Source organism: Caballeronia glebae, assembly GCF_001545035.1.
Taxonomy (GTDB): domain Bacteria; phylum Pseudomonadota; class Gammaproteobacteria; order Burkholderiales; family Burkholderiaceae; genus Caballeronia; species Caballeronia glebae.
Genome location: NZ_FCOJ02000001.1, coordinates 120,175 through 135,410, shown reverse-complemented (window position 1 = coordinate 135,410; position 15,236 = coordinate 120,175). Strand labels below are relative to the sequence as shown.

11 protein-coding genes and 1 pseudogene are annotated in these 15,236 nt (G+C 65.3%); 2 read left to right on the top strand and 10 right to left on the bottom strand.

Features of this window, described 5'->3' with window-relative positions; translation table 11 throughout:
- Position 1: 1 nt before the first annotated feature.
- The 4 genes and pseudogenes from AWB82_RS00620 to AWB82_RS00605 all read right to left on the bottom strand — a co-directional run.
- Positions 2-943, bottom strand: coding sequence for a 2-aminoethylphosphonate ABC transporter permease subunit (locus AWB82_RS00620; protein ID WP_086964770.1), 942 nt, complete (start codon positions 941-943; stop codon positions 2-4).
- Positions 921-1,982: a 2-aminoethylphosphonate ABC transport system ATP-binding subunit PhnT gene (gene phnT, locus AWB82_RS00615; RefSeq protein WP_086964768.1), complete on the bottom strand. Its 1,062-nt coding sequence runs from the start codon at positions 1,980-1,982 to the stop codon at positions 921-923. The genes AWB82_RS00620 and phnT overlap by 23 nt, the downstream gene beginning before the upstream one ends.
- Complete coding sequence (gene phnS, locus AWB82_RS00610) at positions 1,982-3,055, bottom strand: 2-aminoethylphosphonate ABC transporter substrate-binding protein (protein WP_086964766.1); 1,074 nt, start codon at positions 3,053-3,055, stop codon at positions 1,982-1,984. The genes phnT and phnS overlap by 1 nt, the downstream gene beginning before the upstream one ends.
- Positions 3,056-3,240: 185 nt before the next feature.
- A pseudogene (locus AWB82_RS00605) lies at positions 3,241-3,923 on the bottom strand (DeoR/GlpR family DNA-binding transcription regulator); the annotation flags it as partial.
- Positions 3,924-4,106: 183 nt separating this feature from the next.
- Here AWB82_RS00605 and AWB82_RS00600 point away from each other — a divergent pair.
- Both AWB82_RS00600 and AWB82_RS00595 read left to right on the top strand, forming a co-directional pair.
- On the top strand, positions 4,107-4,292 hold the full coding sequence (locus AWB82_RS00600; RefSeq protein WP_062258705.1) for a hypothetical protein: 186 nt from the start codon (positions 4,107-4,109) through the stop codon (positions 4,290-4,292).
- A gap of 87 nt (positions 4,293-4,379) precedes the next feature.
- A complete protein-coding gene (locus AWB82_RS00595; RefSeq protein ID WP_086964764.1) occupies positions 4,380-5,264 on the top strand; it encodes a DMT family transporter in 885 nt (294 codons plus the stop codon).
- Positions 5,265-5,277: 13 nt separating this feature from the next.
- On the opposite strand, the gene AWB82_RS00590 is transcribed toward AWB82_RS00595, so the two are convergent.
- The 6 genes from AWB82_RS00590 to AWB82_RS00565 all read right to left on the bottom strand — a co-directional run bounded on the left by AWB82_RS00590 (position 5,278) and on the right by AWB82_RS00565 (position 15,208).
- Positions 5,278-6,483, bottom strand: a complete 1,206-nt coding sequence (locus tag AWB82_RS00590) for a L,D-transpeptidase (RefSeq protein ID WP_086964762.1) — start codon at positions 6,481-6,483, stop codon at positions 5,278-5,280.
- A gap of 205 nt (positions 6,484-6,688) precedes the next feature.
- Positions 6,689-6,955, bottom strand: coding sequence for a hypothetical protein (locus AWB82_RS00585; RefSeq protein WP_086965164.1), 267 nt, complete (start codon positions 6,953-6,955; stop codon positions 6,689-6,691).
- A 227-nt stretch (positions 6,956-7,182) separates the two neighbouring features.
- Positions 7,183-7,716 carry a hypothetical protein gene (locus AWB82_RS00580; protein WP_086964760.1) on the bottom strand — a complete coding sequence of 178 codons (534 nt, stop codon included), beginning with the start codon at positions 7,714-7,716 and terminating at the stop codon, positions 7,183-7,185.
- Between the two features lie 124 nt (positions 7,717-7,840).
- On the bottom strand, positions 7,841-11,125 hold the full coding sequence (locus AWB82_RS00575; protein ID WP_235023115.1) for an ATP-binding protein: 3,285 nt from the start codon (positions 11,123-11,125) through the stop codon (positions 7,841-7,843).
- A gap of 110 nt (positions 11,126-11,235) precedes the next feature.
- Entirely contained in the window at positions 11,236-13,515 is a 2,280-nt protein-coding gene (gene katE / locus AWB82_RS00570) for a catalase HPII (protein ID WP_268811011.1), read from the bottom strand.
- Positions 13,505-15,208, bottom strand: a complete 1,704-nt coding sequence (locus tag AWB82_RS00565; RefSeq protein WP_086964757.1) for a S10 family peptidase — start codon at positions 15,206-15,208, stop codon at positions 13,505-13,507. The genes katE and AWB82_RS00565 overlap by 11 nt, the downstream gene beginning before the upstream one ends.
- Between the last annotated feature and the right edge of the window lie 28 nt (positions 15,209-15,236).

The window sequence follows — 15,236 nt, the reverse complement described above, 5'->3', positions numbered from 1 at the left end:
GTCAGCGCCCTCCCGAGCGTCGACTCGTTTGCCGATCGACGCGCCGGTATAACGCATAGAGCGACAGTGACATGAGCAGCATCGCGACCGAGCCCGCAGCCGCCGTGGGCAGATCGAGATCGACGGTCGCGGCGCTGTAGATCGCAATCGGCAACGTGATCAGATGCGCGCTGCCGAGCACGAGCAGAATGCCGAACTCGTTGAGCGTGAGCAGAAAGCACAGGATCGTTCCGGCCGCGATGCCCGGCCACGCGAGCGGCAACACGACTTTCGTTGCGACCATCCAGCCATCGGCGCCGAGACTCCTCGCGGCTTCGACGAGCCGCATGTCGAGCGTTGCATACGATGCGAGCGTCGGGCGCACGACGAAGGGCGCATAGAACACGACTTCCGCGAGGATCACGCCGCCGATACCGAAGAGGAAATCAAGCGGCGGCGCATCGAGCGAAAAGAGCCGCTGCAGGCCGATGCCCACCGACCCTTGCGAGCCGTACAGAAAGATCAGCGTGAACGCGACCAGAAACGATGGAAACGCGACGAACAATTCCAGAAAGCGCGTGAGCAGACGCGCGAGCGCGAACGGCCTGAAGAACAGCATCGACGCGAGCGCGACGCCGAGCAACGAAGCGATGCTCGCGCTCGCGAAGAGAATGCCGAGCGTCGTGCCGATCATCCCGCGCGTTTCGGGGTTGCCGAAGAACGCGGTGTACGCATGCAGCGAGAAGCCGTGCGGCCCCGTTACGCTCAACATGACGAGCCGTGCGAGCGGATAGACCACGAGCGGCCCGAGCACGACCACGAGAATGAAAAGCAGATGCCACTGCCCTTTGCGCTCGCGGCGTTGCGCTTCTTCGGCATGAGCGGCGAATTGCGCGGAGAGATCCGCGTCGCCGACGCCGCTCTCGTCGCGCGCGACGCTGTCAGGGACGAACAAGGACGACATCGTCAGCCTCGAAGCGAAGAGAAACGCGCGTGCCTTTGTCCGGCACGCGGGAATGGCTGCGCTGCGTCGTCACGAGCATGGGCTCGCCGGGCAGCGCATCGAGCGCGACGGAAACGGAAAGCGCCGCGCCATACCATTCGACGGACGCAATCGTGCCATGCAGCGGACCATCGCCCAGCGGCTGAATCGTGAAACGTTCCGGACGAATGCACGCGAGACGCTCGCGCTCGTCGTGCCGCGTATCGCCAACGGGATACACCACGCGCGGCGGCAACAGGTTCGCCGCGCCGAGATAGCGCGCGACGAAGGCATCGTTGGGCGCGTCGTACAACTCGCGCGGCGCGCCGAGCTGCGCGATGCGGCCATCGCGCATCAAGAGCGTGCGATCGGACAGCACGAGCGCATCGTCCCGATCGTGCGTCACGCAGACGATGGTCAGATTCGGCAGCCGCTCGTGCAACGCCTTCAGTTCGCTGCGCACGGACGCGCGCAGATTTGCATCGAGCGCGGAGAGCGGTTCGTCGAGCAGCAGCACATCTGGTTCGATGACGAGCGCACGCGCCAGCGCCACGCGTTGCTGCATGCCGCCGGAAAGCTGCGCGGGCATGACGTGATCGGCGTCGGCAAGCTGCACGAGCTTGAGCGCATCGGCGACGCGTCGCGCTACCTCGCCCTTCTTCAGCTTGCGGGCGCGCAAGCCGAACGCGACGTTGTCGAACACGGACAGATGCGGGAACAGCGCATAGCTTTGAAACAGCAACCCGAGATTGCGCTGATGCGGCGGCACATGCGTGAGATCGCGGCCCGCGGCCGAAACCGTGCCGGCGAGCGCATCGGCCTTCACGAAACCCGCGATGAAGCGCAGCAGCGTGGTCTTGCCGCAGCCGCTTCGGCCGAGCACGGTGAGAAACTCGCCGCGTTCGATCCGAAGCGAGAGATCGTCGAGCACGATGCGCGTGCCGTAGCGCACCGTCAGACGATCGATATGCACGCCCGGCGTCTGCTGAACGCCGGGCGCTTCCTTGGGAATTGCGTTCATCAGGACTTCGGCTTGACGACTTCGGTCTGCTTGCCGGTATTGCCGATCACTTCGGTCTTCCAGCGCCTGGTCCAGCCCGCCTTCTTCCGCAGGACTTCGTTCCAGTCGACCGGAATCAGCTTCACGCCCGAGATCGCCTGCTTGACGGCGTCGCCGTTCTTGCCTGCGAGCGGCACGTCGGCGCGGGCCGGGATGCCATAGATATCCGGCACCTTCGACTGCACATCGGACGACATCAGATAGTCGATCAGCTTCTTTCCCGCCGCCGGATTCGGTCCGCCCTTGACGAGAGCGATCACATAGGGAAACTGGAACGTGCTCGGCGCTTCGCCCGCCTTGTGCGAGAGAAACGACGGCTTGATCGAGAGACCGCCGTTCGCGGCATCGTCGAGGGCCATTTGCAGATCGCCGTTCGCGAACGCGATCTCGTTACGCGAGAGCAGCACGTTGAGATAGCCCGTGCCCTTCGTATGGAACTTGGCGCTCGGTTCGAGCGACTTGAGGTATTCGAACGCCTTGTCCTCGCCCATCAGCGCGGACGTCAGGATGATGACGGCCAAGCCGTCGCCGGCCGTGGCCGGATTCGAATATGCGATCTTGCCCGAGTAGTTCGAATGCAAAAGATCGGCGAACGTTTTCGGCGCGGTCTTCGTGACTTCGGGATTGATTGCGAACGAGAAATAGTTGTTCACGAACGTGGACCATGCGCCGTCCTGCGCTTTCCCGATCGCGGGCACGTTCTTGTAGTTCACGCTCTGATACGGCTGCAGCAGACCGCCTTGCTGCGCCTGCTGAATGAACGGCGGCAGCGTGACGAGCACGTCGGCCTTGGGCGAATCTTTCTCGACGATCGCGCGATTCGCCACTTCGCCGCTTCCCGCCGTGACGATATTGACCTTCACGCCTTCCTTCTTTTCGAATGCGGGGAGCACGTCCCTGTACAAATTTTCCAGGCCGTCGCCGGTGTACAGGACGACGGCGTCGGCGGCGTGAGAGGGCATCGCGGCAAGCAGGGTTAAAGCGGCGGCGAACGCCGGCAGCGCGTTGCGCGCGAAGCGGAAATCGCGAGTCATTGAGGGTCTCTCGTGTCGGGGATGTGGAATGGTCGGTCGCGACCTTCGACCCGAAGGATTACAGAGATCGGTGACAATCGACGTGAAGGCGCCACGGTTCGCCAACTATCTGCACATTTCACCGAGGGGGTTGGATCTTGCTTTCGGTTTTTGCTTGGCGCTTGTGGTCCGGCGAAAAACCAGGCCACAATCACCTCAAGCCCACGGGCGCTCAACGCCCGCCGCAAACCCCTCTCGGGCGCAGCTTCACAAACCCGAACCGCACCGCCTCGAACCCGGGGATCCGAACCGGCGTAACCAGGCCAAACCTGGAGGAATCAGCAACCATGACCGGACAGGCAGCGGACGGAATCATCGTTCTCCGCACTTCGGCGGCGAGCCGCGAATAATCCGTGAGTCCGCTTCATTCGCGATACCTCCCGCTCCGACGAAAGCAAAACTCATATGATACCGCGCAGGCTGCTGAATCGTATTGAGTCCGAACGTCGCATCTTCGAGATCGGCGATCTCGCCGCCGAGCATGCTCACGCGATTGCCGTTGCGCCGCGCGAGCAACATCGCGATACGCCAGCCGATGTCGCTCCGCCAACGCACGCGCCACCGCCTGCGTCGTGCTGCCCGAATCGATGACGAGCGACGCCCCGTCCCGCACGAACGCCGATCGCATGCCTCGCCACCGCGTTCCCCGCCTCGCGCACATCGACGTGCGGTTCGCGCCGATCGACCGATAACGCGCCGCGATGCGTCGTTGTCACGAGACCGCGCCCGGCGAGCGTGTGCGGTTGCGCCGCACGATCTCCGCCACCGCGCGCGCGCCATGCTTGTCCAGTTCGAAAAGGATGCGCTGGTGACGTTGTTCGGCGAGCATCATTCGAGGAAGAAAGGAAGCGAGGCGGCGCGTGGAGTTTAGCGGCCTTTTGTGGCATTTCTTTGGCAAGCGCGATTCGTCAAGCCGCGACACGCAATGCATTCTTTCCGGCGAGTGAGCAATCCATGCGCGCTCGTCCGCTAGACTTCGCCGTTCCGCACAGGCTTCGAGCGAGGCAATCCGATGTACAAGAAAGGCGTGGTGATCGAAATCCAGTTTCCTCCCGAGCGTCTGAACGACGCGGCGGGCGATCCGTACTGGATCGATCTCACGCTCGACGAAGCAAAGCGGTTGCATGCGCAACTATCGCGCCGCTTCGAAGGCGATGCGCGCGCCAATCAGCCGCTCGACACCTTCACGATCGAATGACGCGCCGCGCCGAAGTGCACGGTTAGACAAGACGCGCACGCGCCTCGCGGCCAATACTGCGGCATCTCGTTTCGCCGCATGCCTCACATGGTTTCGATTCTCGCTGCGCCCCTCTTCGTGTTTCTCTGGTCGACCGGCTTCATCGTCGCCCGGGCGATCACGCCCTACGTCGATCCGAATCTGTATCTGCTCGCGCGCTTCGCCGGCACGACGCTGTTGTTTCTCGCGATCGCCGCGATCGCGCGCGCGCCGTGGCCGAAGGGCCGCGACATCGGCCGGCATCTGCTCGCCGGCGCGCTGCTGCAAGGCGTCTATCTCGGCGCGGGTTACTGGGCCGTTGCGCAAGGGCTCGGCGCGGGCATCATGGCGCTGCTCGGCGCGCTGCAACCGCTTCTGACCGCCGCCGTCGCGGCGCGGCTCTTCGGTGAACGGCTCTCGCCGCGCGCGTGGAGCGGGCTCGCGCTCGGCCTCGCCGGGGTCGCGCTCGTGCTAGCGCCGAAGATCGCGGCAAGCGGCGCGCACGTCGCACAGGCATCGTCCGGACACGCGCCGCAATGGGTCGTCGTAACGATCGCGGTGCTCGCAGTCGTCGCGATCACAGCGGGCACGCTGTATCAGAAGACCTCGCTCGCGAGCGCCGATATCCGCAGCGCCAGCGCCCTGCAGAACGCGGGCGCGACGATCGTCGCACTCGCGCTCGCGCTGGCGCTCGGCGAGCACCGCTTCATCGCATCGGGGACGACGTGGCTCTCGCTCGCGTGGGGCATCGCGATGCTCTCGGGCGTCGCGACGACGCTGCTCGTGTGGATGGTCCGTCGCGGCGATGCATCGCGCGCGACCGCCCTGCTCTTTCTCGCGCCGCCGCTCGCCGCGCTCGAAAGTTATCTCGCGTTCGGCGAGACGCTCGACGCCTTGCAACTCGCGGGCTTCGGCGTGGCGCTCGCGGGCGTGCTGCTCGCGCGCTCGAAATAGCGTCGGACGCGGCTCAGTCGACCGTGTCCGCGCCCGCAGGAATATGCTCGCGCACCGACTTACCCGGACCCGGAGCCCATGCGGGCCGCGTTTTCCTGTCCGTATCGACGACGACGAGATAGTGCCCCGCCCACGGCGTCGTCTTGCGCGTGGCCTTGAGGACCCACATCGACTGGCCTTCTTCGGATGCGCGCGCCTCGTATTGCGCATCGAGGATGCCGTGATGATCGAAGAACGTGTTGAGCGTCGACGGAATGCGCACGCAGCCCTTCGAATGCCGCATGCCGAGCAGCGGCTCCAGTTTCTCGGGATCGGTGGCGTGCATCTGGAAGCGCATCGGCGACTTGCCGCCCTTGCCCCAGCCGCGCTCGCCGTCGGCCCAGCCGAAATCGTAGATGCGCATGTCGCGCGCGCCATAGCCGCGGATCTTGAACTCGTTGAGCGTGCCTTCGGCGCGGAAGTCCATGTTGCCCGGCACGTGCTGGAACACGCCGAGCGGCGTGACGAAGTGATCGTAGCTGCCGGGACGTCCCGTCGATACCGGCGATGCGCCGATGAGCGACCACGCATCGCCCGGCTTCGCGCGGAAATAGACGAAGATCGCTTGCACGTTCGCACTGCGATCGACCAGCACGACGAACTCGTTGGCGAGGTTGCCGTGGCCGTCTTCGTCGAGCGCATGTTGCAGCAGACGGCCATAGCCCTGCTGATCCGCGGCCTGCACGTTGAGCCGCCGATCGACTTCCTTTGCGAAGGTCTGGCGCATGGCATAGGCGCCAGCCGGCGGCATGCCATTGCGCTGCGCGAGATTCGGTTCGGGCGGCTCCGGCGGCAAGGGCACTTCGGGCGCCTGCGCTTCCGATGCCGCGCTCGCCTCCGACGCCCCGCTGGCCGCACTCGCCGCCGACGCAGCCGACGCCTCGGCCGCAGCCGATGCCTCCGCTCCCGGTTGCACGGGCATCGGCACGGGCATTGCCGGAAGCGCGCGCGTGCCGTGGGGAATGCTCGCGCTGTGCGGCATCGGTGGCACGGGCACGGCGGGCACGACGGGCGCAATGGGCATCGCCGTCACGCGTCCCTGCGCGAGCGCCCCCGAAGCGCCCGAGGCCGCCTGAGGCTGCGCGTAAGCCGCTGTCGTAATCGAAAGAAGCGCGCCTGCTACCGCGGCCACGAGAAAACGTGCGCCGATCGGCGTCTTGTTCTTTCCTGCCTGATGCATCGATTTGAATGATCCGCTTTGCTATTTGCCAGCGGACGATCCGCCGGATCGCCCAGTTCGAGCGGGCTATGCGCGAATTGCGCGCATCGACAAAAAAGCCGGTGCGCACGAGGCACCGGCTTCGCCGCTACATGACATTCGTCAGGGGACAATCAGCAAAGTTCATTCCGGCGTGCGGGCAACGCGGCCCACGCACGCGAAAACGTCAATGCAGGCGGATGGATGCGTCGCCGGACGCCGAGGCCCGAGCGCGCAACGGTTCGTCCTTGAAGCGCTGATGACACAGCTTTTGAGCGATCGCCTCGCCGATGTAAGGCACATCGGTCGCGAGCCTGGCGGTCGCATAGGCGTGGGCGGTGCCCGCGCCGTGAACTTCGATATCGCTCGCATACTTGCCGAGCTCATGCTCCAGAAAACGCCGCACGTCGCGCGCGGCGCAGCGTGGAGGAAGGTTCCAGACGAGCAGGTTCATCGCCGTCACCTTCTTGCGCGCACGGGCACGGGCCGCCGGTTCTGCTTGACGATCATGCGCGCCGCGAGCGTACCGACAACGAAGAGGAACACATAGGCGAACATCATGGCGAATCCACAACTAGTTTCGAGATAGCTCCATACTAATACCGTAGACCGGGCGCGTGCTGCGACATTCCGCCTTTTTCAATAGATGTTCTAAATCGGACGGATGCAGGGAATGCATCGTCAGAAGCCCGAACAGGACATGCTGGAGAGATTCGGATAGCGATTCGGCCAGTCGCCCGCCATCGCAGTCTGCGCGTCCTTCAACGTCATGTCGCCGGTGCAGACGCAGCGCTTCAGATTGACCGCGAGCCGTTCCTTGCGCCGCTGGCCCTCACGCCCTTCCCAGCGGCGCAAATCGAGATTCGCGGGCGAATTGGGCGAGCCGCCGAGCAGCACCGGCATGCGGTGATCGAGCGCATATTCCGACGCGAACGATGCATCGATGCTCCGCTGCTTAAGCAACCGCTCTTTCTGGCGCATCTGGATTTCAAACGACGGCAGCACGCGATCGACATAACCCGGCATGCAGATCGTATCGACGATGGTCGCCTGCGTGACGCGGCCATCGAGCCATTCGGTGCGCTGCGCGCGTGCGGCGCCGGCCGCGAATGCGAGCATCGCACAGCAGCACGCGAGCGCCGCGCGCGCGACTCGGCGGACGCGGCCCGCGCTTGTTTTCGGTTTCTCGGTGAACCCGGTTTCCCTTCGACTCATGCCTTTCGTGCGCCATCGATCGCGGCCTCGGATCGCCGCTCGTTTTTGAGATGATCGGAGGTTCAATTAAAACACACGAAACGCGGGCTGCACGCGAAGAGTTGAGCGCGATGTTTGAAGTACATCACGTCGATGCGCCGGATATGGGCGAAACACACGCGGCTGGGCCGGCGAGCGCGGCGTCGAGCGCCTCGGCCGCCGCGACAAATGCCGCGAACGACGCCGCGATGCGCGCATCGTCCTCGCCGTTGCGATCCTCGTCGACTGCCTGCTCGCAGTCACGCTGCAACGCGACGCACGCGCGCATGAACGACGCCGCGCCGATCACGGCCGCCGCGCCTTTCATGCGATGCGCGATATCGCGCAAATGGGCGTGGTCGCTGTGCGCGAACGCGGCGTGCGCGTCGGCGAGATCTTGCGCGTTGGCGGATTTCAACGTGTCGACAAGCGTGGCCGCCTGATCGCCGAAACCGGCGAGGATCGCGGGATCGAATGCTGGAGCGTCGAATTCGTGCGCCTTCGCCGCGCCGGAAGACGCAACCGGCGCGCGGCCATCGCGCGTCGCGGCGAGCAACGCCTCGCGCAACGCGTCGAGGCCGAGTGGCTTCACGAGACACGCGTTCATGCCGGACGAGATCGCGCGCAGCGCCGCCTCGGGCTGCGCGTTCGCGGTCAGGCCGACGATCGGCACGGCGCGCGTCGCCGGATGCTTCGCTTCGTCTGCCCGAATCGTTCGGGCCAGTTCCTCGCCGCTCATTTCGGGCATCGAGCAGTCGGTCAGGATGACGTCGAAGACGCGCGGCCCGGCGCGCCAGTGGGCAAGCGCGCTTTTGCCGTCGACGGCGAGTTGCGCGACGCCTCCGAGCAGCCTGATCTGTCCGTCGAGCACGATGCGGTTGGCCGGATGATCGTCGACGACGAGCACGCGCAAGCCCGCGAGCGATTCCGCCAATGCGCCCGCCTGCACGGGCGGCGCATCGGCGGCGGGCGTGACGGCGTCCGCCTCGGGCAAGTGGAGCCGCACGGTGAAGCGCGTGCCGCGTCCCGGCTCGCTCGCCAGCTCGATCGCACCGCCCATCATCGTGACGAGCCGCTTGCTGATGGTCAGGCCGAGGCCCGTGCCGCCCATGCTGCGCGCGCGGCCATCGTGCGCCTGCACGAACGGCGTAAAAAGCATCGCCTGTTTGTCGGGCGCGATGCCGATGCCGGTATCCGCCACCGCGAGCGTCACCGCGCGCTTGCCGTCGAGCGCCGGCGCGATGTCGTATTCGAGTGTGACCGCGCCGGTATCGGTGAACTTGATCGCGTTCGAGAGCAGATTGCCGACGATCTGCCGCAGGCGCGGGCCATCGGCGAGAATCCAAGCGCCGTCGCCCGAACGACGCTTCACGACGAGCGCGATGCCCTTCGCGCGCGCGGCGGGCTCGTAGATGGCCGCGACGCCCGCGATCCACGCTTTCACGTCGAGCGGCGCGGGCGCGAGCACGAGGCGCTCGGCTTCGATCTTCGCGACATCCAGCAGATCGTCGATCATCCCGAGCAGATCGCGCGCGGCGTGATGCGCGGTCGACAGCGCGCGCTCGGTCGCGGCGCGCTCGCCGGGCGCGCGCAACTCCATTTCGAGCAGTCCGAGCACGGCGTTCATTGGCGTGCGGATTTCGTGGCTCATCGTTGCAAGAAAGGTCGATTTCGAGCGGTTGGCCGTCTCCGCCTCTTCCTTCGCGGCGCGCATGGCCCTTTCCGCGGCGATCCGGCGCGCGATCTGCACGCGCAGCGTCAGCGCCCAGCCCGCGAGCACGAGCACGAGCGCGAAGCCGAGCAGCGCGCCGAGCTCGACTTGCGGACGACGGCGTTCCCAGAGCATCTCCGGATGCTCGGAAAGCTTCCAGCGCGCGCGGATCGATTCGAGCTCCGGCGGCGGCAGGCTCGCGATCGCGCGATTGACGATGCCGAGCAGCACCGGCTCGCTCGCGGCGACGACCAGTCCGTGCGGAATCGGCTTCGTCGACAGCACGCCGGAGATCGTGAGCGTGTCGCGGAACGGATTGCCCACGGCGTAATTCGCGAAGGCGAGATCAGCGACGGTTGCGTCGGCGTCGCCGTTCGCCACGGCGCGAAACGGACCGTCGAACGACTTCGCATCGACGATGCGCGCGCGCGGCGAGTCTTCCCGCACAAAATTCACCAGCGGCGCATCGCTCGGAATAGCGACGCGCTTGCCGGCGAGCGCGGCGGCGTCGCGCAAGGGCGGCCGGCCCGCGGCGGTCAGGATCACGAAAATGCTTTCGCCCGTCGGCGTGGTCGCCTCGCCGCCGGGCAGCGACGACAGCGCACCAAGGCTGAACGGCACGATCGCGGATTCGCCGCTCTTCAGGTCGGCGCGCAACTGCGCCATCGACGTGCGCATGCGCGCCTCGAAGCGCAGGCCCGTCACGCGCGCGATCGCGTCGAGGACGTCCACGGCGATGCCCGCCGCGTTGCCGCGCTGATCGCGGAACATGAGCGGCGCGGCCTGCGCGAGCATCGAATAATGCACGACGGGATGCGCCGCGATCCACGCGGTTTCCTCGGGCGTGAGCGCGATCGGCGTGTTGCGTCTGATCGCGGGCGCGGCGGCGTGCCAACGATCGCGCGTCACCAGCGCAAAGCTCGGCGGCAGCGCGGCGAGTGCATCGTCGACGCGTTGCCGCAGCGCCATCGCGTCGGCGCGGCCCGGCGCGAACGCAAAGCTGTAGCCGCCTTCGTCGAAGGTCGCGAAACCGGTGATCATCAGATTCGGCAGGTCGAAATGGGCGATTGTGTACGAGGCCGCGGTTATGTCGCCGACGAAGGCGTCCGCATCGGCGAGCGACACCGCGAGCAGCGCGCCGGTCAGGTCGGGATAAGCGACGGGCACGAGCGACGGATACGCCGCGCGCAAGCGGGCCGGCGACGTCTGCGCGGCGACGTAAGCGAGCCGTCCGGTCGGCGCGTGCGCCTTGAGCGGCTCGATGTATATCTGCCGCGTCGGCAGATACGGCCGGCTGAACGCGAGCGGCTCGCCGGCGTCTGCGCCTGTCGCGCCCGTCGCCATGTCGATGTCGCCGTGCATGAGCGCCGCGATCATCGCGGCGCGGTCGGGAAAGAATCGCCAGTGCGGAGCCATTGCGAGCGCACTCGCGACGGCGTTCGCGAAATCGGTAGAGATGCCGCGCGGCAATGCCGGTTGCGCCGATCCACGATTCACGGAATCCGCCATGTCGAGCGGCGGCGCCATACCCGGCACCGCGCCTATCACGATGGATCCCTTTGCGTGCACGAGCGCGCACGTGATGCAGAAAACGCACCCGAACACGGCGAGCGCGCGCAGACGACGGTACGCGAACGCCGCCCGCCCGAGGTGCGCACGATGCCGCGCGAAATTGAACAAGTCACGCCCCGATAGACCAGTGTGCGGCTAGTGTCTCAAAAACGCTGGGGCGCGTATATCGACGGCGCGACGCACGAAAGCGCGTTTCGTTGCGCGCCGCGAAACGCGCCTCAGGCCGGCACCGACTCCGCCTTTTGCGCGCGCGACCACACGCGATGCTTGCTCATCGCTTCGATGAAAGTCTTCAGCACCGCTTTGGCGTCGCTGCCCACGGCGACGCCTTCCTCACCGCCCGGCAAATGCGCGGCCGCGAGCACGTCCTCGCCGTCGCCGATCGCGCCGATCGCCTTCAGATGCTTGAACGCCTCAAGCACGAAGTGACGCGCGTCGCCGGATTCCGCCAGTGCCTTCGCGCTATCCTTGCCGCCCGCGACGATCACGCCGTCGAACATGATCGACGGCATGCCGAGAATGGTCGCGTCGGGCTCGACGCCCTGGGCGGGCGAGCCGAGCGTCGGCGAGATGACCAACGCGCGCGCGCCCTCGGCTTTCAGCGCGTCCTGCACGGCCTTGATGCTCGCGGCATCGGCGCCCGGCGCGGCGAGAATCGCGACCTTGCGCGTCTTGATCGACGGCTTCGTCTTCGCGATGATCGACAGCGCCGGCGATTCCGTCACCGACGATTTGCCGAGTTCGTCGGCGTCGGCGTTCTTCTTCGGCGCGGGCAATCCGAGATTGACGGCGACGCGCGCGGCGAGCGTCTCGTCGATATTCGCGAGAATGCCGAGCTGGCGCTCGCGAATGTTCTTGCGTTCGACCTTGGAAAGCTCGAACGAATAAGCGCCGACGATGTGATCCTTTTCCGGATCGGTCATGCTGTTCCAGAAGAGCGTCGCCTGCGAATAATGGTCCTTGAACGACGGGCTGCGCACGCGGATTTTCGAGCCTTCGACGCGCTCCGTGTAGCTCTCGAAGCCGCCGCCCGCCGCGGCCGGCGCGGTTTCCTTCGGCCATCCGCCGTCGATCGAATTCGGCTCGTAGGACGCCTGCCCTTTGGGGATCGTCTGGCGATGCATTGCGTCGCGCTGGCCGTTGTGCAGCGGCGCGAGCGGACGGTTGATCGGAATCTCGTGAAAGTTCGGGCCGCCGAGACGGCTGATCTGCGTGTCGGTGTACGAGAACAATCGGCCTTGCAAAAGCGGATCGTTCGTGAAGTCGATGCCCGGCACGATATGCCCCGGACAGAACGCGACCTGCTCGGTTTCCGCGAAGAAGTTCTCGGGATTGCGATTCAACGTGAGCTTGCCGATCATCTTTAGCGGCACGAGCTCTTCGGGGATGATCTTGGTCGGGTCGAGCAGATCGAAGTCGAACTTGTGTTCGTCCGCTTCCTCGACGATCTGCACGCCGAGTTCCCACTCGGGATAATCGCCGTTATCGATCGCTTCCCACAAATCCCGCCGATGGAAGTCCGAATCCTTGCCCGCGAGTTTCTGCGCTTCGTCCCACAACAACGACGCCGAACCGATCGTCGGCCGCCAGTGGAACTTGACGAAGCGGCCGTTGCCCTGCGCGTCGACGAAGCGGAACGTATGGATGCCGAAGCCTTCCATCGTCCGCAAGCTGCGGGGAATCGCGCGGTCGGACATGGTCCAGAGCACCATGTGCGCAGATTCGGGCACGAGCGACACGAAGTCCCAAAAGGTGTCGTGCGCCGATGCGCCTTGCGGCATTTCGTTGTGCGGCTCGGGTTTGACCGCGTGGACGAAGTCGGGGAACTTGATCGCGTCCTGGATGAAGAACACCGGCATGTTGTTGCCGACGAGATCGAAGTTGCCTTCGTCCGTGTAGAACTTCACGGCGAAACCGCGCACGTCGCGCACGGTATCGGCCGAACCGCGCGAGCCTTGCACGGTCGAGAAGCGCACGTAGACGGGCGTTTCCTTCGACGGGTCTTGCAGGAACGCGGCCTTGGTCAGCCCGGCCTGCGATTCGTACACCTTGAAGACGCCGTGCGCGGCCGAGCCTCGCGCATGGACGATGCGTTCCGGAATGCGCTCGTGGTCGAAGTGCGTGATTTTTTCACGCATGATGAAGTCTTCGAGCAAGGACGGGCCGCGCTCGCCGGCGCGCAGGGTGTTCTGGTTATCGGCTATCTTGACGCCCTGGTTCGTCGTCAGGGCCTGACCGGTCGCGTCGGTGCGGAAGGCTTCGAGGGATTCGACTTTCTTGTTGGTGTTGCTTCGCGACAGGGTGCGGGCGACGCCGCTCGCGGGCGGCTGCTTCTTTGTTGCCATTGTGGGGACTCCGGGTGGGTGAGATTTTGCGGTCGGGGTCGCAATTGATGTACCCGGAGCCTCGAACACAAAATTTATGACAGGCTCGATAAACCGCGCGAGCGAGCCACACCCTCCACCCAAGCCCGCCCGCGCAGAAAAATCACCCCCCATCAACCGGCGACAACGCCCCCAACTTGTCCGCCGTGGTCTTCTGCAGCGTCACGATCCGGCTCATCGCCGCATGATTGGCCGTCGCTTCGTCGTACATCTTCGCGAGATCCGCCTTGAGTTGCGTTCTCGACCCGCCGTCGAGATAAACCATATGTCCCGACGGATAAAACGTCGCCGACAGATTCTGCCGCACGGTCTTGTCGATCAGGGGCATCTGCTGCAAGTCGATGATCGTCTGATAGAACGGCGTCACGAAGTCATACATCCCGTTGGCGGACAGCACCTTCAAATCGACGTTCAACGCCATCACCGCGGCGAGATCGCCCCCCGTGTACAGAATGATGTTGCCCTTCGAGTCGAGCCCCTTCTGCGCGCCCGTCGGGTCCGTGTGCTTGAAGTCCCAGTTGAGGAACGCCTGGTCGTTCAGGTCGGTGAACGACGACGTCGACGTGAACTTCAGCTGCTCGTTCAGGTAGCTGTTCCACATCGTCGTGTAGACGCCGCTCACCGCCGTCATCGTCGGATCGTTGCCGCCCGAATTCGGGTCGATCTTGCCGGCAATGCCGGTCGAGATCGCCGTCACGCGGCCATCGTAGGAGCCGAGCGATTCGCCCTTCGACTTGAGCAGCGTCGTGAGAAAAAGCGAATTGCCGCGGCTGTCGTAAGCCGCGACGTCGAGGCTCCATGCAAGCAGCGTCGCGCGGTCGATGCCCGTGTACTCGGACAGCTTCTCGACCACTTCGTCGTCCGTCTGCGGAAACTTGCGCAGCGCGTTCAGATAGTCCGTGCGAGAAAATTCCGCGACTTCCTCCGCGAAGCTCAGAAGGTTCGTCGGCGTCGGATGCACGCCGAGTTTCTTGTGATACCACGCGTCAGCGGCCGCGGTTGGCAGCGCGCCAACCGGGTTGCCCGCCTGCCGGTAATCGAGAATCGACGATTGCAGCGTGACGCCGTTCAGATCGATGCCGTCCTCGTGCAGCTTGTACGCGAGCACGCAACTGCGCGCCGTGCCGTACGACTCGCCGAACAGGAACTTCGGCGAGTTCCAGCGATTGTTCTTCGTCAGATAGCGCTTGATGAACTGCGCGATCGAGGCCGCGTCCTGATCGACGCCCCAGAAATCGCGATTCTTGTTCGGCGCGATCGCGGCCGAATAGCCCGTGCCGACCGGATTGATGAAGATCAGGTCGCTGCGGTCGAGCAGGCTGTCCGGGTTGTCTTCCATCTGATACGGCGCGGGCGGCGTGAAGCCCGGCATCGCCGTCTTGATGCGGCGCGGCGCGAACGAGCCGAGCAAAACGAATACCGACGACGACCCCGGTCCGCCGTTATAGAAGAACGTCAGCGGACGCGCCTCCTCCTTCGCGCCGTCTTTCGTGAACGCGACGAAGAACATCTTCGCGCTCGGCTTCGAACTGCTCGGGTCGACGGTCACGAGATGCCCGACCGTCGCCGTGTACGCGATCTTCGCGCCGCCGACCGTCACGCTGTGATGCGTGATGGCCGCGTTCTCGTCCGCCTCGGTCGCCGCGACCGCGTCGTCGGGACCGTTGCCGTATGCGACCGGATCGAAGTACGGATGATCCTTCTTCGCCGTCGTGGTCTTCTTCGGCGCTTTTTTCGCGGCCGCGGTCAAGCCCGGCTCTTCCGCGTTCGAAGGTTTGTCGCTCGCTGCCAGTGGATCGGAGTTCATCGTCGTCGCTCCAGAATCGTCGTCGTGG

Excerpts from the sequence above, each read along its gene's own strand:
- AWB82_RS00580 (WP_086964760.1), bottom strand. The coding sequence starts at position 7,716 with ATGAGTCGAAGGGAAACCGGGTTCACCGAGAAACCGAAAACAAGCGCG.
- AWB82_RS00600 (WP_062258705.1), top strand. The coding sequence starts at position 4,107 with ATGTACAAGAAAGGCGTGGTGATCGAAATCCAGTTTCCTCCCGAGCGT.
- AWB82_RS00565 (WP_086964757.1), bottom strand. The coding sequence starts at position 15,208 with ATGAACTCCGATCCACTGGCAGCGAGCGACAAACCTTCGAACGCGGAA.
- AWB82_RS00595 (WP_086964764.1), top strand. The coding sequence starts at position 4,380 with ATGGTTTCGATTCTCGCTGCGCCCCTCTTCGTGTTTCTCTGGTCGACC.
- phnS (WP_086964766.1), bottom strand. The coding sequence starts at position 3,055 with ATGACTCGCGATTTCCGCTTCGCGCGCAACGCGCTGCCGGCGTTCGCC.
- AWB82_RS00590 (WP_086964762.1), bottom strand. The coding sequence starts at position 6,483 with ATGCATCAGGCAGGAAAGAACAAGACGCCGATCGGCGCACGTTTTCTC.
- katE (WP_268811011.1), bottom strand. The coding sequence starts at position 13,515 with ATGGGGGGTGATTTTTCTGCGCGGGCGGGCTTGGGTGGAGGGTGTGGC.
- phnT (WP_086964768.1), bottom strand. The coding sequence starts at position 1,982 with ATGAACGCAATTCCCAAGGAAGCGCCCGGCGTTCAGCAGACGCCGGGC.
- AWB82_RS00585 (WP_086965164.1), bottom strand. The coding sequence starts at position 6,955 with ATGAACCTGCTCGTCTGGAACCTTCCTCCACGCTGCGCCGCGCGCGAC.
- AWB82_RS00620 (WP_086964770.1), bottom strand. The coding sequence starts at position 943 with ATGTCGTCCTTGTTCGTCCCTGACAGCGTCGCGCGCGACGAGAGCGGC.